Origin of the sequence: Mycobacterium sp. 852002-10029_SCH5224772, assembly GCF_001667315.1 — a bacterium.
Taxonomy (GTDB): domain Bacteria; phylum Actinomycetota; class Actinomycetes; order Mycobacteriales; family Mycobacteriaceae; genus Mycobacterium.
Genome location: NZ_LZHT01000014.1, coordinates 23,151 through 41,174, shown reverse-complemented (window position 1 = coordinate 41,174; position 18,024 = coordinate 23,151). Strand labels below are relative to the sequence as shown.

Sequence of the window (18,024 nt, the reverse complement as noted above, 5' to 3'; positions counted from 1 at the left end):
CGTCAGGAGCAGCGGAAACATGAGCCCCCAGCCAGGTACCACAGCTGGACCGGAGCGTCGTCATCAAGTCGTCATCATCGGCTCGGGCTTCGGCGGGCTCAACGCTGCAAAGAAACTCAAGCACGCCAATGTCGATATCAAACTGATCGCCCGTACCACGCACCACCTCTTCCAGCCGCTGCTCTACCAAGTGGCGACGGGCATCGTGTCCGAGGGCGACATCGCCCCGCCCACTCGGGTCGTCCTGCGCCGGCAGCGCAACGTCCAGGTCTTGCTCGGCGACGTCACCCACGTCGACTTGGCCGGCAAGTTCGTCGTATCGGATCTGCTCGGCCACTCCTACGAAACCCCTTACGACAGCTTGATTGTCGCCGCCGGCGCGGGCCAGTCGTATTTCGGGAACGACCATTTCGCCGAATTCGCCCCGGGCATGAAGTCGATCGATGACGCGCTCGAGGTGCGTGGGCGGATCCTGAGCGCGTTCGAACAGGCCGAGCGGTCGCGTGATCCGGAACGACGGGCCAAGCTGCTGACATTCACCGTGATCGGCGCCGGCCCGACAGGCGTCGAAATGGCCGGGCAGATCGCGGAATTGGCGACGTACACGCTGAAAGGCTCGTTCCGTCACATCGACTCCACCAAGGCGCGGGTGATCCTGCTCGATGCCGCGCCCGCCGTGCTGCCACCCTTCGGCGACAAGCTGGGTCAGCGGGCCGCCGACCGGCTGGAGAAAATGGGTGTGGAGATTCAGCTGGGCGCCATGGTCACCGATGTGGACCGCAACGGCATCACGGTCAAGGACTCCGACGGCACCGTGCGGCGCATCGAATCCGCTTGCAAGGTATGGTCCGCCGGCGTTTCGGCCAGCCCGCTGGGCCGCGACCTCGCCGACCAATCGACGGTCGAACTCGACCGGGCGGGGCGGGTCAAGGTGTTGCCCGACCTGTCCGTCCCGGGCCACCCCGACGTGTTCGTCATTGGCGACCTGGCCGCCGTCGAAGGCGTGCCGGGAGTCGCCCAGGGTGCCATCCAGGGCGCCAAGTACGTCGCGAACACGATCAAGGCTGAACTCGACGGAGCGAACCCGGCCGAACGGGAACCGTTCCAGTACTTCGACAAGGGATCGATGGCGACGGTGTCGCGATTTTCCGCAGTGGCCAAGATCGGCCCGGTCGAATTCAGTGGCCTGTTCGCCTGGTTCGCGTGGCTGGTCCTGCACCTGGTCTACCTGGTCGGGTTCAAGACCAAGATCAGCACGCTGCTGTCGTGGACGGTGACGTTCCTGAGCACCCGACGGGGTCAACTCACCATCACCGAGCAGCAGGCGTTCGCCCGCACCCGGCTCGAACAGCTGGCGGTGGTCGCCGCGGAGACCAAGCGCCCCGTCGCCAGACGGGCCAGCTAGCGAGTCCTGTTCCCGGACTTGGGCATTCGACGAGCCGAGCCTCAAATCGGCGCCCTCGGATCAGCCTTCGCGGAGCTCGAGATTCTGCAGTCGCACCTGGCCCCGGGCAACCACCCGATCGTCGTCGTCGGTGATGGTGACCAACCACAATTGCTGGCTGCGGCCGCGGTGTATCGGTTCGACGGTGCCGTAGACCATGCCCGAGCCGATGGAGCGCAGGAAATCGGTGTTGTTGTTGACCCCCACGACATTCCCGCCACCGCGGGTGGCCAGCCACGTGTAGGCGGCCACGCTGGCCATGCTTTCGATCATCGAACAGTAAACGCCGCCGTGCACGAGTCCCATCGGCTGCAAAAGCTTCGGGGTCACCTCGAGTTGGGCGCGGGCGCCGTCCGGGCTGAGTTCGGTGAACTGCAAGCCGATCTCACGGTCGAAGGGCGCGGAGAAATGGGGAGGAATGATCGTTTCCTGCGGCTCTGGCACGCCCCTGTGTCTACACCATCGCTTGCGGCAACACTCCCGCAGCAGAACGCTGTCCCGGACGACAACCCGGACGACAACCCAACAAACGACCCCCAACAAACGGCTGAGCCCCGTGCACAAGGCACGGGGCTCGCCGATCGAGTAGACCGGGGGTCACTGCAGCCCTCAGGACTCTCACACGGTCCGTTATCGCTCGACTCGGTTAGCATAGGCAAGGCTGCCCTAACTCGCAAGGGGTATTGTTCGATTTGTTCGCGGCGGGGTGCGCGCGGTGGCCGGCACAGTGATTTGCCAGCTTTCGGTACGACCGTCGGTAGTAACCGGGAGTAGTCTGGTTCCGACGCTCAGGAGATGAACGAACTATGGCCAAATTGACACGGCTGGGGGATCTGGAACGGGCCGTCATGGACCATTTGTGGTCGACGCCCGATCCTCAGACTGTTCGCCAGGTCCATGAGGCGTTGTCGGCGCAGCGCGACCTTGCCTACACCACGATCATGACCGTGCTGCAACGGCTGGCCAAGAAGAACCTGGTCTCCCAGATCCGCGATGACCGGGCACACCGGTACGCCCCCGTACACGGCCGCGACGAACTGGTCGCCGGCCTGATGGTGGACGCACTGGCCCAAGCCGAAGATTCGGGGGGCCGACAGGCCGCGCTGGTGCACTTCGTCGAGCGGGTCGGCGCCGACGAGGCGGAGGCGCTTCGGCGCGCGCTCGCCGAACTGGAAGCCAATCAACGCAATAACTCGCCATCTGCTGGCGCCGGCCCGGAGGGCTGAGGGACACTAGCAGTGTGTCCGCGCTGGCTTTCACCATTCTCGCGGTGCTACTGACCGGTCCGGTGCCGGCCATGTTGGCACGCGCGCGCTGGCCGCTGCGCGCTCCCCGCGCCGCGATGGTGTTGTGGCAAGCCGTCGCACTGGCGGCGGTGTTGTCGGCGTTCAGCGCCGGGATCGCGATCGCCACCCGGCTGCTCATGCCCGGTCCCGACGGGCACCCCACCACCGGCATCATCGGCGCCGCCGACCGGCTCGGCTGGCCGCTGTGGACGGCATACATCGGTGTCTTCGGGTTAACCGTGCTGGTCGGCACCCGATTGATGATCGCCATCGCGCGGGTGGGGATCGCCAACCGGAAGCGGCGGGCCCATCACCGCATGGTCGTCGACCTGGTCGGGATCGGCCACGGCGCAGCGTTTTGCCCGTCGTACGCCCGCACGCGCGACCTTCGCGTCCTGGATGTCCCGCAACCGCTTGCCTACTGCCTGCCCGGTGTGCGCAGCCGGGTGGTGGTCAGCGAAGGAACGCTGAGCACGCTTGCCGACGCCGAAGTGGCGGCCATCCTCACCCACGAGCGGGCTCACCTTCGGGCCCGCCACGACCTGGTGCTGGAGGCGTTCACCGCCGTGCACGCGGCCTTCCCGCGGCTGGTACGCAGCGCCAACGCGCTGGGCGCCGTCCAGCTTCTGGTCGAGTTGCTCGCCGACGACGCCGCGGTGCGCGCCGCCGGTCGCGCTCCCCTGGCCCGGGCGCTGGTCGCCTGCGCGTCGGGGCGGGCGCCGTCGGGCGCGCTCGCGGCGAGCGGTCCCAGCACCGTGCTGCGCGTGCGCCGGCTGGGCGGGCGCGGCAACAGCGCCATGCTGTCGGCGGCCGCGTACCTCGCCGCGGCCGCGGTATTCGTGGTGCCCACCGTCGCGCTCGCCGTGCCGTGGCTCACCGAGCTGGAACGCCTGTTCAACCTCTGAGCCCGCGGCGGGCCGATCACCCCGGGCGCGCATCTATGCGCTGTGCCACAGTGTCACCGAAAGCTTTTCGGAATAGTTCTCCCGATTGAGAGGCGAAGACATGAGTTCGTCGGACACCCAGGCGGGTTCCAAGACAGGCACCGCGCAGATCGGCGTCACGGGCCTGGCCGTGATGGGGTCGAACATCGCCCGCAACTTCGCCCGGCACGGCTACACCGTGGCGCTGCACAACCGGTCGATCGCCAAAACCGACTCGCTGCTCAAAGAGCACGGCGATGACGGCACGTTCGTGCGCTCGGAGACCATCGCCGAATTCCTCAACGCGCTGGAAAAGCCGCGCCGGGTGCTGATCATGGTCAAGGCCGGCGACCCGACGGACGCGGTGATCAACGAGCTCGCCGACGCCATGGAAGACGGCGACATCATCATCGACGGCGGCAACGCCCTCTACACCGACACCATCCGCCGGGAAAAGGCGATGCGGGAGCGCGGCCTGCACTTCGTCGGCGCCGGCATCTCCGGCGGTGAGGAGGGCGCGCTCAACGGCCCGTCGATCATGCCCGGCGGCCCGGCCGAGTCCTACAAGTCGCTCGGCCCCCTCCTCGAGGAGATCTCCGCGCACGTCGACGGGGTGCCGTGCTGCACCCACATCGGTCCCGACGGTGCCGGGCACTTTGTCAAGATGGTGCACAACGGCATCGAGTACTCCGACATGCAGCTGATCGGCGAGGCCTACCAGCTGCTGCGCGACGGCCTGGGCAAGACCGCCGGTGAGATCGCCGACGTGTTCGCCGAGTGGAACTCCGGCGACCTGGACAGCTACCTCATCGAGATCACCGCCGAGGTGCTCAAGCAGACCGACGCCAAGACCGGCAAGCCGCTCGTCGACCTGATCCTCGACGAGGCCGAGCAGAAGGGCACCGGCCGCTGGACGGTGAAATCCGCCCTCGACCTCGGTGTGCCGGTCACCGGCATCGCCGAGGCGGTGTTCGCGCGCGCCTTGTCGGGGTCGGTGGCCCAGCGCAAGGCCACCACCGGGCTGGCCTCCGGCGACCTCGGCGAAAAGCCTTCCGACGCAACACAGTTCACCGAGGATGTGCGCCGCGCGCTGTACGCATCGAAGATCATCGCCTACGCGCAGGGCTTCAACCAGATTCAGGCCGGCAGCGCCGAACACGACTGGGGCATCACCCCCGGCGACCTGGCCACCATCTGGCGCGGCGGCTGCATCATCCGCGCGAAATTCCTCAACCGGATCAAGGACGCGTTCGACGAAGACGCCGACCTGCCGACGCTGATCGTCGCGCCCTACTTCCGCAGCGCGATCGAGGCCGCCATCGACGGCTGGCGCCGGGTCGTGGTCACCGCCACCCAGCTGGGCATCCCGATCCCCGGCTTCGCCTCGGCGTTGTCCTACTACGACGCGCTGCGCACCGAGCGGCTGCCGGCCGCGCTGACCCAGGGGTTGCGGGACTTCTTCGGCGCACACACCTACGGCCGCATCGATGACGACCCCGACAAGCGCTTCCACACGCTGTGGAGCGGCGATCACACCGAAGTGCCCGCGTAGCCGGGCCACACTCGAGGGCGTAAGGGGGCTTGAGCTGCGATGAGGTTTCTCGACGGGCACCGACCCGGATACGACCTGACCTACAACGACGTCTTCATCATGCCGAACCGCTCGGAGGTTCCGTCGCGGTTTGACGTCGACCTGTCCACCGGCGACGGCTCGGGCACCACGATTCCCGTTGTCGTCGCCAACATGACCGCGGTGGCCGGCAAGCGGATGGCCGAGACGGTGGCGCGCCGCGGCGGCCTCGTGATCCTGCCGCAGGATCTGCCGATCACCGCGGTCGAGCAGACGGTGGAGTTCGTCAAGGGTCGCGACCTGGTTCTCGACACCCCGGTGGTGCTCGAGCCCGACGACTCGGTGTCCGACGCGACGGCGCTGATCCACAAGCGGGCGCACGGTGTCGCCGTCGTGACCTTCGAGGGCCGGCCCCTGGGATTGGTGAGCGAATCGTGCTGCCTGGGCGTGGACCGCTTCACCCGGGTGCGCGACGTCGCGATGACCGACTTCGTCACCGCCCCGGTGGGCACCGAACCGCGCAAGATCTTCGACCTGCTCGAGCAGTCGCCCGTCGCCGTCGCGGTCGTGACGAATGCCGACGGCACGCTGGCCGGGGTGCTGACCCGCACCGGCGCCATCCGCGCCGGTCTGTACACCCCGGCCGTCGACGCGCGTGGCCGGCTGCGGGTGGGTGCGGCCGTCGGTATCAACGGCGATGTGGGGGCCAAGGCGCGGTCCCTGGTCGAGGCCGGGATCGACCTCCTGGTCATCGACACGGCCCATGGGCATCAGGTCAAGACGCTGGAGGCGATCCGGACGGTGGCAACGCTCGGTCTCGGCGTGCCGCTGGCGGCGGGCAACGTGGTCTCGGCCGACGGCACCCGCGACCTGCTCGGCGCCGGGGCGAGCATCGTCAAGGTCGGCGTCGGCCCGGGCGCGATGTGCACCACCCGGATGATGACCGGAGTCGGGCGCCCGCAATTCTCCGCGGTCGTCGAATGTGCTTCGGCGGCAAGGGAATTAGGTGGTCATGTGTGGGCCGACGGTGGCATTCGCCATCCGCGCGACGTGGCACTGGCGCTGGCCGCCGGCGCGTCGAACGTGATGATCGGGTCGTGGTTCGCCGGCACCTACGAGTCGCCCGGCGACCTGATGCGCGACCGCGAGGACCAGCCATACAAAGAGAGCTACGGCATGGCGTCCAAGCGGGCCGTGGCCGCCCGCAGCGGCGCCGGCACCGCGTTCGACCGCGCTCGCAAAGCGCTGTTCGAGGAAGGCATTTCGACGTCCCGGATGGGGCTGGACCCCGTCCGCGGCGGTGTCGAGGATCTGCTGGATCACATCACCTCTGGGGTGCGCAGCACCTGCACCTATGTCGGTGCCGCGAGCCTGGCGGAGCTGTATGAGCGGGTGGTGGTCGGGGTGCAGTCGACAGCGGGGTTCGCCGAGGGGCATCCGCTACCGCTGGGTTGGTGACACGCGCGGGTAAGGCTGGCCGTCCCTTCGGGTTCGACATCGGCGCCGCCACGGTTATGCGTCCGTAGTCGGGGCCTCCAGCGCGTAGAGCGACATCCGCCGATTCGCGGTGTCGTGCTCGCCCAGGAACGTGCATCCGGCGTACTCGACCAGTCTTCGGGCGGCCGTGTTGCGGTGGTCGGGATCGAACATGATCCGGCGGCACCGCGGTTCCACCGAAAAGACGCTGGCCACTATCCGCGGCAACAGCATCGGGCCCAATCCCCGGTTCACCAGTTTCACATCCGCGATGGCGGCGTGCAGCCCCAGATCGTAGGGCTGGGCGTCATAATGGCGTGAAATCACATCCTTTGCGCCCCAATACAGTTCGAGGTAGGCGCAATCTGTACCGCGAATGCTCCCGATCAGAGGCAGGGAGTAGATGCCCTCGAGCTGGGCGCCCAGGTGCTGCCGCCAGCGCGGTGTCGGCCAGTCGTACTCCCACGACTCGGCCAGATGCGGACGGTTCATCCACTCGGCCACCATGTCCGCATCCGCGAGCTGGGCGACCCGCAGCCCGAAGGGCGGATCCAGGGAGGGCGTGGGTGGCCGGGGAATCTGTGCGACCTCGTCGGCGATGTCGAACCGTTCGCGCGGCAGGATCTGAACTGACGGCGTTTCCGTTGGGGCATCGGGCATAGTGCGCAGAGCGTACCTGGGTAAGGGTAGGCATACCGTAGTTGGCCCCGGCCGGCGGTCGTCCCCGCGCGGCGGCGGCGCGGCCCCGAATGGTCGGCGCCGCAGTGCCCCAACCCGGGCTAGCATAAGGCAGCAAAGACGGAAGCAACCGCGTCCGCTCGGCCACCAGGCAGCGAAAGGATCGACGTGCCGCAGGCACCCGCGCAGGCCATCGGCTTGCCGGCGCACGGGCCGTCGGACGAGCCGCCCGATGCGGAGCCTCCCCCGGCGCCTTCCACGGTCGCCGGGCCGCCACCTTCGACCCGCGGGCGGCGTAATTCATGAATGTCACCGTCGCCGTGATCAGCATTGGGGCGATCGCGGTGCTGATCTTCGGCAACGCCGTGTTCGTCGCCGCCGAATTCTCGCTGACCACGCTGGACCGCAGCGCCGTCGAGGCAAACGCCCGCGGCGGTGCCCGCCGCGACCGCTGGATCCGCCGCGCACACCACCGGCTGTCGTTTCAATTGTCGGGCGCCCAGCTCGGGATCTCGGTCACCACGCTGGCGGCGGGTTACCTGACCGATCCGATGGTGGAGGACCTGCCGCACCCGTGGCTGGACGCGCTCGACATCCCGGACAAGGTCGGCGACGCGATCATGGCCGTCCTGGTGCTGGTGATCGTGACGTCGGTGTCGATGGTGTTCGGCGAGCTCGTCCCCAAATACCTGGCGGTGGCGCGACCTCTGTCGACCGCCCGCGCCGTCGTTCCTGCCCAGCTGTTGTTCTCGCTGCTGCTGACGCCGGCGATCCGATTGACCAACGGCGCGGCGAACTGGATCGTGCGCCGGCTGGGCATCGAACCGGCCGAGGAGCTGCGGTCCGCCCGGTCACCGCAAGAGCTGTTGTCACTGGTGCGTTCGTCGGCGCGCAGCGGCGCCCTGGACGCCGCGACGGCGGGCCTGGTGCGGCGGTCGCTGCAGTTCGGAACCCTGAGCGCCGAGGAACTGATGACGCCCCGGTCCAAGATCGTGGCGCTGCAGACCGACGACACGGTCGCCGATCTGGTGAGAGCGGCCGCCGAGTCCGGGTTCTCCCGATTCCCCATCGTCGACGGCGACCTCGACGAGACCGTCGGGATCGTGCACGTCAAACAGGTGTTCGCGATTCCGCGGACCGAGCGCGCCCGCACGCTGCTGACCACGGTGGCCCAACCCGTAGCGGTGGTGCCGTCGACGCTGGACGGTGACGCGGTGATGGCCGAGATCCGGTCCAACAGCCTGCAAACCGCGCTGGTCGTCGACGAATACGGAGGCACCGCGGGCATGGTGACCCTCGAGGACTTGATCGAAGAGATCGTGGGTGATGTCCGCGACGAGCACGACGACGCGACCCCGGATGTGGTGCCCGCCGGCACCGGCTGGCGGGTGTCGGGCCTGTTACGCATCGACGAGGTGGCCACCGCCACCGGCTTCCGCGCCCCCGAGGGCCCCTACGAGACGATCGGCGGGCTGGTGTTGCGCGAGATCGGTCACATCCCGGCGGCCGGGGAAACGGTGAAACTGCCCGGCCTGGACGCGGACGGCCTGCTGGACGCGGTGACGCGCTGGCAGGCCCGGATCATCCGGATGGATGGCCGCCGGATCGACCTGCTCGAATTGACCGAACTCAGTGGGCACGGCGAAATCCCCGCGGCGGGCAGACCCCGATGAGCGACACCTTGGGCGTGCTGCTGGCCTTCCTGCTGATCGCCGTGAACGCGTTCTTCGTCGGGGCGGAGTTCTCCCTGATCTCGGCGCGCCGGGACCGCCTCGAAGCGCTGGCCGAGCAGGGCAAAGCCGCCGCCGTCACGGTCATCCGCGCCGGGGAGCAGCTGCCGTCCATGCTGGCCGGCGCGCAGTTGGGCGTGACCGCCGCGTCGCTGCTGCTCGGCCGGATCGGCGAGTCGGCGGTCTCCGAACTGCTGCACACGGCGCTCGGGCTGACCGCCATTCACCCGGCGCTGCTGCACACGTTGTCGCTGGCGATCGCGCTGGCCATCGTGGTGACGCTGCACGTGCTGTTGGGCGAGATGGTGCCCAAGAACATCGCGCTGGCCGGTCCCGAGCGCACGGCGATGCTGCTCGTCCCGGCGTATCTGGCCTACGTGCGGGTGGCCCGGCCGTTCATCGTGTTCTACGACAAGTGCGCCAGCGTGGTGGTGCGCGCGCTCGGCGTCGAACGCAAGGAGGAGCTGGAGATCACGGTCTCCCCCGTCGAGCTGAGCGAGATGATCGCCGAGTCCGCATCGGAAGGGTTGCTGGATCAGGAGGAAGGCACCCGGCTGGCCCGCGCGCTGCAGATTCGCCACCGGGTGGTCGGCGATGTGGCGGTGCCCCTCTCCGGGGTGCACGCGGTGCCGGTGGCCGCCGCGGGCAAGGGCCCGACGATCGGCGCCGTCGAGGAAGCCTTGGCCCAGAGTGGTTACTCCCGATTCCCCGTGGCAAACGTCGACGGCAGCTTCCTCGGTTATCTGCATATCAAGGACGTGCTGACGCTCGATGACGATCCGCAGACGGTGATCGATCTGGCGAAGGTGCGGCCCCTGCCGGGGCTACCGCGGACGCTGCCGCTGGCCGATGCCCTGTCGCGGCTGCGCCGCAACAACAGCCACCTGGCATTGGTGACCGACGAGAACGGCGCCGTGGTGGCCATGGTGGCGATGGAAGACCTTGTCGAAGACTTCGTCGGGACGATGCGCGACGCCTAGCGATACTGGCCGGCGGGCCGTACCGCGGGCAGCCCGTATGATCTTTCACGGCTACCAGTTAAGAAAGTGCTGGAGGGCATCAGAGGGCACTAGAGCGCACCGCACGGCTTGCGCGCGAAATGTGCGTTGCTGGAAATCGATCCCGGTGCCCGCCGCAAGCGTCGTTCTCGGGGCTCTCAGTGCGCCTTGACCTGCTGCGGCGGTTCGGCGGATCACGCTCGCCAGGCTGAGCTCGGTAGGCTGATGGCATTGCTTATTGGGGCCTTTTTGGCCCATAGACGGCCCACGGGTGGTTCAGGGCGGCTTATGACGGAGGAGAATCATGACTGATCGCGTGTCGGCGGGGAATTTGCGCGTCGCCCGGGTGCTGTACGACTTCGTGAACGAAGAGGCTCTGCCCGGCACCGATATCGACCCGGACAGCTTTTGGGCGGGCGTCGACAAAGTCGTCACCGACCTCACCCCCAAGAACCAGGATCTGCTGCGCCGGCGCGACGAGCTGCAGGCCCAGATCGACAAGTGGCACCGACAACGCGTGATCGAGCCGCTCGACATCGACGCGTACCGCGAGTTCCTCACCGAAATCGGTTACCTGCTGCCCGAACCCGCGGATTTCACGATCACCACCTCCGGGGTCGACGACGAGATCACCACGACCGCGGGCCCGCAGCTGGTGGTGCCCGTGCTCAACGCCCGGTTCGCGCTGAACGCCGCCAATGCCCGGTGGGGTTCCCTCTACGACGCCCTGTACGGCACCGATGTCATCCCGGAAGACGACGGCGCCGAGAAAGGGTCGAGCTACAACAAGGTTCGTGGCGACAAGGTGATCGCCTACGCGCGCAAGTTCCTGGACGAGGCCGTGCCGCTGGAGTCCGGCTCGTGGGCCGACGCGACCGGCTTGTCCGTCGAGGACGGCCACCTGAAGGTCGCGACCGCCGACGGCTCCGCCGGCCTGGCCGACCCGGAGAAGTTTGCCGGCTACACCGGCGAGCTCGGCTCTCCCAACTGGTCGGTGTTGCTGGTCAATCACGGCCTGCACATCGAGGTCCTCATCGATCCGGAATCGCCGGTCGGCAAGACCGACTCCGCGGGCATCAAGGACGTGGTCCTGGAATCGGCCATCACCACGATCATGGACTTCGAGGACTCGGTGGCCGCCGTCGACGCCGACGACAAGGTGCTCGGCTACCGCAACTGGCTCGGGCTGAACAGGGGCGATCTGTCCGAAGACGTGAAGAAGGACGGCAAGACGTTCAGCCGGGTGCTCAACGAGGACCGCACCTACACGACGCCGGACGGCGAGGGCGAGCTGACCCTGCCCGGGCGCAGCCTGATGTTCGTCCGCAACGTGGGTCACCTGATGACCAACGACGCCATCGTCACCGTTGCTGAGGGTGACGAAGAAAAAGAGGTGTTCGAGGGCATCATGGATGCGCTGTTCACCGGGCTCACCGCGATCCACGGGCTCAAGACCACCGACGCGAACGGGCCGTTGGCCAACAGCCGTACCGGGTCCATCTACATCGTCAAGCCCAAGATGCACGGGCCCGACGAGGTCGCGTTCACGTGCGAGCTGTTCAGCCGCGTCGAAGACGTCCTCGGCCTGCCGCAGGGCACCCTCAAGGTCGGCATCATGGACGAGGAGCGCCGCACCACCGTCAACCTCAAGGCCTGCATCAAGGCCGCGGCCGACCGGGTGGTGTTCATCAACACCGGCTTCCTGGACCGCACCGGCGATGAGATCCACACGTCGATGGAGGCGGGCCCGATGATCCGCAAGGGTGCGATGAAGGGCACTACGTGGATCAAGGCCTACGAGGACGCCAATGTCGACATCGGCCTGGCCGCCGGCTTCAAGGGCAAGGCGCAGATCGGCAAGGGCATGTGGGCGATGACCGAACTGATGGCCGACATGGTCGAGCAGAAGATCGGCCAGCCGAAGGCCGGCGCGACGACTGCGTGGGTGCCGTCGCCGACGGCGGCCACCCTGCACGCGATGCACTACCACTACGTCGACGTGGGCGCCGTGCAGGAGGAGCTGGCGGGCAAGACGCGCACCAACATCGACGAGTTGCTGACCATCCCGTTGGCCAAGGAACTGGCCTGGGCTTCCGAGGAGATCCGCGAGGAGGTGGACAACAACTGCCAGTCCATCCTCGGTTACGTGGTGCGCTGGGTCGCCCAAGGCGTCGGCTGCTCGAAGGTGCCCGACATCCACGACGTGGCGCTCATGGAAGACCGTGCGACGCTGAGGATTTCGAGCCAGCTGCTGGCCAACTGGCTGCGCCACGGTGTGATCACCGAGGAGGACGTGCGGGCAAGCCTGGAGCGGATGGCGCCGCTGGTGGACGAGCAGAACGCCAAGGATGCGGCGTATTTGCCGATGGCGCCCAACTTCGACGACAACCTGGCCTTCCTGGCGGCGCAGGACCTGATCCTGACCGGAACGCAGCAGCCCAACGGCTACACCGAGCCGATCCTGCATCGCCGTCGGCGCGAGCTCAAGGCACGCGCCGCGCAGTCCAATTGAGCCTGCGCTCAATTCGGGTTCGCACGTGTAATAGTGCCGCGGATGACTAAAATCGGCGGCGAGTTCATTCGGATGGATCGACGGAAAGGCCGCGGGCACTGCTATGGGTAGGCACAGTGCGCCCGACCCTGACGACTCCCTCGACGAGCCCTCTCGCGACGACGTGGTCGACGAGCCGTCCCGGGGTGATGACGCAGGACATCAGCAGCGGGTCCCCGGCGCCGACGAGGCGGCCGATCACTCCGCGGACGCCGATTACTCCGCGGACGATGACTCCGTGGACGAGGACTACTACTCGGACGAACGTCACTACGCCGACGACGATGAGCCCTACGCCGACGACGAGCCGTACGCCGCGGGCGACGCATTCGCCGACAGCACTGCCGACGATTACCCGGAGTTTCCGCCGCGGCAGGGCGGCCCGCCGAGTGCGGAGCCACCGGCCTCCTCACCGTCGCTGTTCCGGGGCGGCCATCGGGGGCTCGCCGATTGGCGCGGTGGTCATCGCAGCGAGGGCGGTCGACGGGGCGTCAGCATCGGCGTGATCGTGGCGCTGGTCGCCGTGGTCGTCGTGGTGGGGTCGGTGATCCTGTGGAGCTTCTTCGGCGACGCGCTGTCCAAGCGCTCGCACAAGGCGGCCGGCCGCTGCGTGGGCGGCCAAGAGACTGTCGCCGTCGTCGCCGACCCGTCGATCGCCAGTTCCGTTCAGGAATTCGCGGAAAGCTACAACAAATCGGCCGGACCGGTCGGCGATCGCTGCATGGTGGTCAGCGTCAAGCCGGCCGACTCCGACGCCGTGCTCAACGGTTTCATCGGCAAGTGGCCCGCCGAACTGGGCGGCCAGCCGGCGCTGTGGATCCCGGGCAGCTCGATCTCCGCCGCACGCCTGGCGGGGGCCGCGGCCCAGAAGACGATCAGCGAGAGCCATTCGCTGGTCAGCTCACCTGTGGTGCTTGCCGTGCGCCCCGACCTGGCGCCGGCCTTGGCCAAGCAGAACTGGGCGGCACTGCCCGGCCTGCAAACCAACCCGAATGCGTTGGCGGGGCTGAATTTACCCGCCTGGGGGTCGCTGCGACTGGCGCTACCGATGAACGGCAACGGGGACGCATCGTTTCTGGCCGGTGAGGCAGTGGCGGCCGCGTCGGTACCGCCGGGCGCCCCGGTGACGCAGGGCACCGGCGCGGTACACACCCTGGTGAACGGCCAACCCAAACTGGCCGACAACTCGCTGACCGAGGCGATGAACACGCTGCTGAAGCCCGGTGACGCGGCGACCGCACCGGTGCACGCGGTAATCACCACCGAACAGCAGCTGTTCGCCCGCGGCCAATCGCTGCCGGACGCCAAGAGCGCCTTGGCTTCCTGGCTTCCGCCGGGTCCTGCGCCGGTGGCCGACTACCCCACCGTGCTGCTCAGCGGTTCGTGGCTCACCCGCGAACAGGCCTCCGCGGCCAGCGAGTTCTCCCGGTTCATGCATAAGCCCGACCAGCTCGCCATGCTGGCGAAGGCGGGCTTCCGGGTCAACGGGGTCAAAAACCCCAGCAGCCCGGTGACCACCTTCCCGGCGGTGCCGTCGACGTTGTCGGTGGGCGACGACCCGGTGCGCGCCACCCTCGCCGAGGCCATGGCCGCCCCGTCGACCGGACAGGCCACGACCATCATGCTTGACCAGTCGATGCCGGGCCAAGATGGCGCAAAGTCCCGGTTGGCCAACGTGGTTGCGGCGCTTCAGGACAGGATCAAAGCGTTGCCCCCCAGCGCTGTGGTCGGCCTGTGGACCTTCGACGGTCACGAGGGCCGCTCCGAGGTGGCGAGCGGGCCGCTGGGCGATCCGGTCAGCGGTCAGCCGCGCTCGGCGGCACTGTCGGCCGCCCTGGACAAGCAATACTCGTCGGGCGGCGGTGCCGTGTCGTTCACCACCTTGCGCATGATCTACCAGGACATGCAGGCGAACTACCGTGCGGGCCAGACCAATTCGCTGTTGGTAATCACTTCCGGGCCGCACACCGACCAGAGCTTGGACGGCCCCGGGCTGCAGGACTTCATCCGTAAGAGCGTTGATCCGGCCAAGCCGATCGCGGTGAACGTCATCAATTTCGGTGCCGATCCGGACCGATCGACCTGGGAAGCGGTCGCCCAGCTCAGTGGCGGCAGCTACCAGAACATCGCTTCATCGGCGTCCCCCGAGCTCGCGACGGCGGTCAACGCCTTCCTGAGCTAACAGGCCGGCCGGGTGATAGGTGGCTCCGCCTGCAGCTACCGCGATCCACGGCGCTATCGAGCGCCCCATGCCCGGTGCCGACCAGGGAACATCGCGGAAATTCCGGGCCCTATCTATCCAATCGCGTTCGGCTGTGCCACACTGCCTGATAGAAAGAACCGTTGTTTCTATCAGCGTTGATCTAGGAAGACGCACCGCAAAGATGCCCTCGACAAAGCTGGATGCCGCAGCGACGCCGGCGTTTCATCCGATCGACCCCGGGTCGGCCACCTGGCGGTGCGGAATCGACTGGCGGGGGTTGCTGCCCGACACCGTCCCGTCCAGGCTTCGCATCGAATGGTCGGCCGAACGGCAGCAACACTGTGAGCGCACCGTGACCGTGGTACGTGCGCTCGATCGGGCACTGCCAGACCGGATCCGTTACTCCGCCGCGCATCGCACCCAATCTCGTTGAGCTGTCGGCCAACCCAGGAAGGCACACCATGGCCCAACCCTTGCCCACCGATCCGGAAGACGCACCGCCCCGGCTCGATCGACACGCCCAACGAGCGGACACGGATTCGGCCGACACATCGTTTCTGGCCGAGGAGATATCGCCCTGGCTGTCCCCCGCCTATGGTGCGGCGAATGTCGTGATGCAGCTGGCGAATTCAGGTGTGGCCTATGGCGTGATGGAAAGCAAGGTCGACAGCGGCAATCTGTACAAACATCCCTTCAAACGGGCCCGCACCACCTTCACCTACATCGCGGTGGCCATCGCCGGCAACGCGCAGGATCGGCGGGTGTACCGGGAAGCCGTCAACGCCGCACACGCCCAGGTGCGCTCCGGCCCGCAAAGCCCGGTGCGCTACAACGCGTTCGACCCCGCGCTCCAACTCTGGGTCGCGTCCTGCATGGCCGCGGTCTTCGAGGACACCCGCAGGCTGCGGGGCGGCCGATCCCGGCGCGATCCCGAGACCGTCCACCAGGCCGCGTCGGTGTTCGCCACCACACTGCAGGTGCCACCCGAAATGTGGCCCGCGGACCGGGAAGCCGCCGACCGGTACTGGCAGGAGCAACTCGATCGGCTCGACTTCGACGACCGCATGCGCAGCTACCTGATCGGAATCGCGCGGCTGGATTTCCTGCCCGCCCCCGTTTCGGCGCTGTTCGGCGGATGGAATCTCTTCATGACGCTGGGATACCTGCCGCCGCAGCTGCGCGAGAAACTCGGATTCGGTTGGTCGGACGCGCAACAACGCCGATTCGACCGCTGGCAGCGCGTCTTCGGGGTGTTGGACCTGTTCACCCCGCGGTTCTTGACGCGCCTCGGTGTGCAAGCGGTGGTGTGGGACATGCGATTGCGTCACCGAATCGGGGCGACCGTCGTGTGACGGCCTAACAACGCGCGCAAGGAGGAGCGGTATGACGACGACAAGCCGAATCGGACGGCGCGGCAACAAATCCGGAGCGACGTTCCCGCCCCCCGAACCGGAAGGGAATTCCGCGCATCGGGCATTGGCCGACGACGTCAGGTGGTTCGCGGGGTCACCGCTGGCGGCGGCGTTCGGTCGCCTGGCCCTGGATCAGGTGGCGCATCGGGAAATCGCGGCCGCAGTGGATCGCAGTGGGCGCTTCGCCGACAACTTCACCGACCGTGGGATCCGCAGCGCCGCGTTCACGGCGCTGGCCGCCTTTGGCGACAGTTCGGACGCGAAGGTGTCGCGGGCCGATCTCAAACGATTGCACCGCGACGTGCGCGGCACCGGAAAGGACTCGTTCAGCGACACCCGCTACAGCGCGCTGAACCCCGAGGTGTGGACCTGGGTGGCCGTCAGCGGTCTCAACCTTTTGTATCAGGGTTATCTGCGGGTGTGCGGGCGTCATCTCACCCCAGCCGAAAGGGAAGTCGTCTATCAGACGCTACGCTCGGAACTGCAATTCCTGGAACTGCCCAGCAAGCAGGGGAAGCTACCGGCGACCCTGCATGACATGCTCCGGTATTACGACGCCGTCGCGTCAAACGAGTTGGCCGACAACGAATTTCTGCAATTCGCCAATCGCAGCTTCGTCGCCCCGCCAATCCCGAAGTTGTTGGTCTCCCGGCAACTGCGGCCCGTGCTGCAATTGGTCTGGCCGGTGATGACCACGCTGGTATCGCGTCCGGTGGTCGTGTGTTCGGCCGCGGTCGCCCACCCCACGATGCGCCGGCTGCTTAGGGCCCGGTGGGGCACCCGTGAGCAGGTCGAGTACGCCGTCTACGTCGCCGCGTTGCAGATGGGCTGGCGATGGTTGCCGCGCCGGCTCACCCTGGAGCCCCTGGCCTACAACCGCTACCAATACGAGCGGCTCCGCGACCGTTACCGTTCGGTATTGCTGGATTCGTTCGCGGCGCCAAGCCAAAGTTGATTCGGCACCACAGTGAAGCGACCGCACCGCGAGCGCAAGGACGGCCCTTCGTCACCGGCAACGTCGGACCCGGAACGGATCACCGCTAATGCCGGTGAATACGCTGATGGAGCGCAGAATTGACGTGATACCCCGATCGGCTGGAGGGCAGATGGTAGACCCCGCGATGCTGCTGGGCTTGCTGCCCGATGGTCTGGCCACCCTCGATCCGACGGCCCGCACGATCGTCACCGCGGCACGCACCTGCTTCACCGAGCGCGGCTTCTCCAACACCACCATGCAAGACATCGCCGACACCGCCGGGGTCGGCGTCGCCACCGTCTACCGCCGGTTCCGGCACAAGCGAAACCTGGTGCGGCTGACCATCATGGACGAATCACTTCGGCTGAGCACGCTGGTCTCCGAGGTCGCCGGCCGCGCCCCAACACCGCAAGAGGGCATCGCCGAAGTCTTCGCCGCGTTCGTTCACGAGGCCTCCGCGCCCAAGCTCCTGACCCGGAGCATCCGGGAATCGCCCGCCGCCGGGGAACTGTCCGCCTACCTGACCGACGAGAACCTGATCGCCATATCCCGCAGCTACATCGCGACGTGGCTGCGCCGATGGCAAGAGCGCGGCGAACTGGCCGCCGACCTTGACACCGAGGTCGTCGGCGAGATGATCGGTCGGCTGATCATCTCGCTGATCAAGACGCCCAACTCCGTCATCCCGATCTACAACCAGAACAAGGCCCGCGATTTCGCCCGCCGGTATCTGGTGCCGCTGGCGTTGCAGGCCCCGGCGCAAACGCCCGGGTGATC

The 18,024-nt window shown here is 67.4% G+C and carries 15 protein-coding genes; 13 read left to right on the top strand and 2 right to left on the bottom strand.

The genetic code is table 11. The features are described 5' to 3' along the window. The first annotated feature begins 19 nt into the window (after positions 1 to 19). Positions 20 to 1,405 carry an NAD(P)/FAD-dependent oxidoreductase gene (locus A5775_RS04345; protein WP_067248117.1) on the top strand — a complete coding sequence of 462 codons (1,386 nt, stop codon included), beginning with the start codon at positions 20 to 22 and terminating at the stop codon, positions 1,403 to 1,405. Positions 1,406 to 1,465: 60 nt separating this feature from the next. Here the strand turns inward: A5775_RS04345 and A5775_RS04340 are convergent, their stop codons facing one another. Then, entirely contained in the window at positions 1,466 to 1,888 is a 423-nt protein-coding gene (locus A5775_RS04340; RefSeq protein ID WP_067248114.1) for a PaaI family thioesterase, read from the bottom strand. Between the two features lie 362 nt (positions 1,889 to 2,250). Between A5775_RS04340 and A5775_RS04335 the strand changes: the two genes are divergently transcribed. The 4 genes from A5775_RS04335 to A5775_RS04320 all read left to right on the top strand — a co-directional run bounded on the left by A5775_RS04335 (position 2,251) and on the right by A5775_RS04320 (position 6,681). Further along, the gene (locus A5775_RS04335) at positions 2,251 to 2,670 is read left to right on the top strand and encodes a BlaI/MecI/CopY family transcriptional regulator (protein WP_067248110.1); all 420 of its coding nucleotides are present in this window, start codon (positions 2,251 to 2,253) and stop codon (positions 2,668 to 2,670) included. 14 nt (positions 2,671 to 2,684) lie between these two features. Next, positions 2,685 to 3,635 (top strand): M56 family metallopeptidase, encoded by a 951-nt coding sequence (locus A5775_RS04330; RefSeq protein ID WP_067248107.1) that lies wholly within the window; start codon positions 2,685 to 2,687, stop codon positions 3,633 to 3,635. Between the two features lie 100 nt (positions 3,636 to 3,735). After that, entirely contained in the window at positions 3,736 to 5,205 is a 1,470-nt protein-coding gene (gene gndA / locus A5775_RS04325; protein ID WP_067248104.1) for an NADP-dependent phosphogluconate dehydrogenase, read from the top strand. Positions 5,206 to 5,244: 39 nt separating this feature from the next. After that, entirely contained in the window at positions 5,245 to 6,681 is a 1,437-nt protein-coding gene (locus tag A5775_RS04320; RefSeq protein WP_067248100.1) for a GuaB1 family IMP dehydrogenase-related protein, read from the top strand. A 54-nt stretch (positions 6,682 to 6,735) separates the two neighbouring features. Here A5775_RS04320 and A5775_RS04315 read toward each other — a convergent pair whose 3' ends face one another. Next, positions 6,736 to 7,359 carry a GNAT family N-acetyltransferase gene (locus A5775_RS04315; protein ID WP_067248097.1) on the bottom strand — a complete coding sequence of 208 codons (624 nt, stop codon included), beginning with the start codon at positions 7,357 to 7,359 and terminating at the stop codon, positions 6,736 to 6,738. A gap of 320 nt (positions 7,360 to 7,679) precedes the next feature. Between A5775_RS04315 and A5775_RS04310 the strand changes: the two genes are divergently transcribed. The 8 genes from A5775_RS04310 (at position 7,680) to A5775_RS04275 (ending at position 18,022) form a co-directional block, all read left to right on the top strand. Then, positions 7,680 to 9,050 carry a hemolysin family protein gene (locus A5775_RS04310; RefSeq protein ID WP_067248094.1) on the top strand — a complete coding sequence of 457 codons (1,371 nt, stop codon included), beginning with the start codon at positions 7,680 to 7,682 and terminating at the stop codon, positions 9,048 to 9,050. Then, positions 9,047 to 10,087 (top strand): hemolysin family protein, encoded by a 1,041-nt coding sequence (locus tag A5775_RS04305; protein WP_067248090.1) that lies wholly within the window; start codon positions 9,047 to 9,049, stop codon positions 10,085 to 10,087. The genes A5775_RS04310 and A5775_RS04305 overlap by 4 nt, the downstream gene beginning before the upstream one ends. A 322-nt stretch (positions 10,088 to 10,409) precedes the next feature. Beyond that, positions 10,410 to 12,617, top strand: coding sequence for a malate synthase G (locus tag A5775_RS04300; RefSeq protein ID WP_067248087.1), 2,208 nt, complete (start codon positions 10,410 to 10,412; stop codon positions 12,615 to 12,617). Positions 12,618 to 12,720: 103 nt separating this feature from the next. Continuing rightward, entirely contained in the window at positions 12,721 to 14,838 is a 2,118-nt protein-coding gene (locus tag A5775_RS04295) for a substrate-binding domain-containing protein (RefSeq protein ID WP_067248085.1), read from the top strand. 202 nt (positions 14,839 to 15,040) lie between these two features. After that, positions 15,041 to 15,292, top strand: a complete 252-nt coding sequence (locus A5775_RS04290) for a hypothetical protein (protein ID WP_067248082.1) — start codon at positions 15,041 to 15,043, stop codon at positions 15,290 to 15,292. Between the two features lie 28 nt (positions 15,293 to 15,320). Then, on the top strand, positions 15,321 to 16,211 hold the full coding sequence (locus tag A5775_RS04285; protein ID WP_067248079.1) for an oxygenase MpaB family protein: 891 nt from the start codon (positions 15,321 to 15,323) through the stop codon (positions 16,209 to 16,211). 31 nt (positions 16,212 to 16,242) lie between these two features. Beyond that, positions 16,243 to 17,226, top strand: coding sequence for an oxygenase MpaB family protein (locus A5775_RS04280; protein ID WP_067248076.1), 984 nt, complete (start codon positions 16,243 to 16,245; stop codon positions 17,224 to 17,226). 151 nt (positions 17,227 to 17,377) lie between these two features. Continuing rightward, positions 17,378 to 18,022, top strand: coding sequence for a TetR/AcrR family transcriptional regulator (locus A5775_RS04275; RefSeq protein ID WP_067248073.1), 645 nt, complete (start codon positions 17,378 to 17,380; stop codon positions 18,020 to 18,022). Positions 18,023 to 18,024: the final 2 nt, after the last annotated feature.

Excerpts from the sequence above, each read along its gene's own strand:
- A5775_RS04345 (WP_067248117.1), top strand. The coding sequence starts at position 20 with ATGAGCCCCCAGCCAGGTACCACAGCTGGACCGGAGCGTCGTCATCAA.
- A5775_RS04335 (WP_067248110.1), top strand. The coding sequence starts at position 2,251 with ATGGCCAAATTGACACGGCTGGGGGATCTGGAACGGGCCGTCATGGAC.
- gndA (WP_067248104.1), top strand. The coding sequence starts at position 3,736 with ATGAGTTCGTCGGACACCCAGGCGGGTTCCAAGACAGGCACCGCGCAG.
- A5775_RS04320 (WP_067248100.1), top strand. The coding sequence starts at position 5,245 with ATGAGGTTTCTCGACGGGCACCGACCCGGATACGACCTGACCTACAAC.
- A5775_RS04315 (WP_067248097.1), bottom strand. The coding sequence starts at position 7,359 with ATGCCCGATGCCCCAACGGAAACGCCGTCAGTTCAGATCCTGCCGCGC.
- A5775_RS04310 (WP_067248094.1), top strand. The coding sequence starts at position 7,680 with ATGAATGTCACCGTCGCCGTGATCAGCATTGGGGCGATCGCGGTGCTG.
- A5775_RS04305 (WP_067248090.1), top strand. The coding sequence starts at position 9,047 with ATGAGCGACACCTTGGGCGTGCTGCTGGCCTTCCTGCTGATCGCCGTG.
- A5775_RS04300 (WP_067248087.1), top strand. The coding sequence starts at position 10,410 with ATGACTGATCGCGTGTCGGCGGGGAATTTGCGCGTCGCCCGGGTGCTG.
- A5775_RS04295 (WP_067248085.1), top strand. The coding sequence starts at position 12,721 with ATGGGTAGGCACAGTGCGCCCGACCCTGACGACTCCCTCGACGAGCCC.
- A5775_RS04290 (WP_067248082.1), top strand. The coding sequence starts at position 15,041 with ATGCCCTCGACAAAGCTGGATGCCGCAGCGACGCCGGCGTTTCATCCG.
- A5775_RS04285 (WP_067248079.1), top strand. The coding sequence starts at position 15,321 with ATGGCCCAACCCTTGCCCACCGATCCGGAAGACGCACCGCCCCGGCTC.
- A5775_RS04280 (WP_067248076.1), top strand. The coding sequence starts at position 16,243 with ATGACGACGACAAGCCGAATCGGACGGCGCGGCAACAAATCCGGAGCG.
- A5775_RS04275 (WP_067248073.1), top strand. The coding sequence starts at position 17,378 with ATGGTAGACCCCGCGATGCTGCTGGGCTTGCTGCCCGATGGTCTGGCC.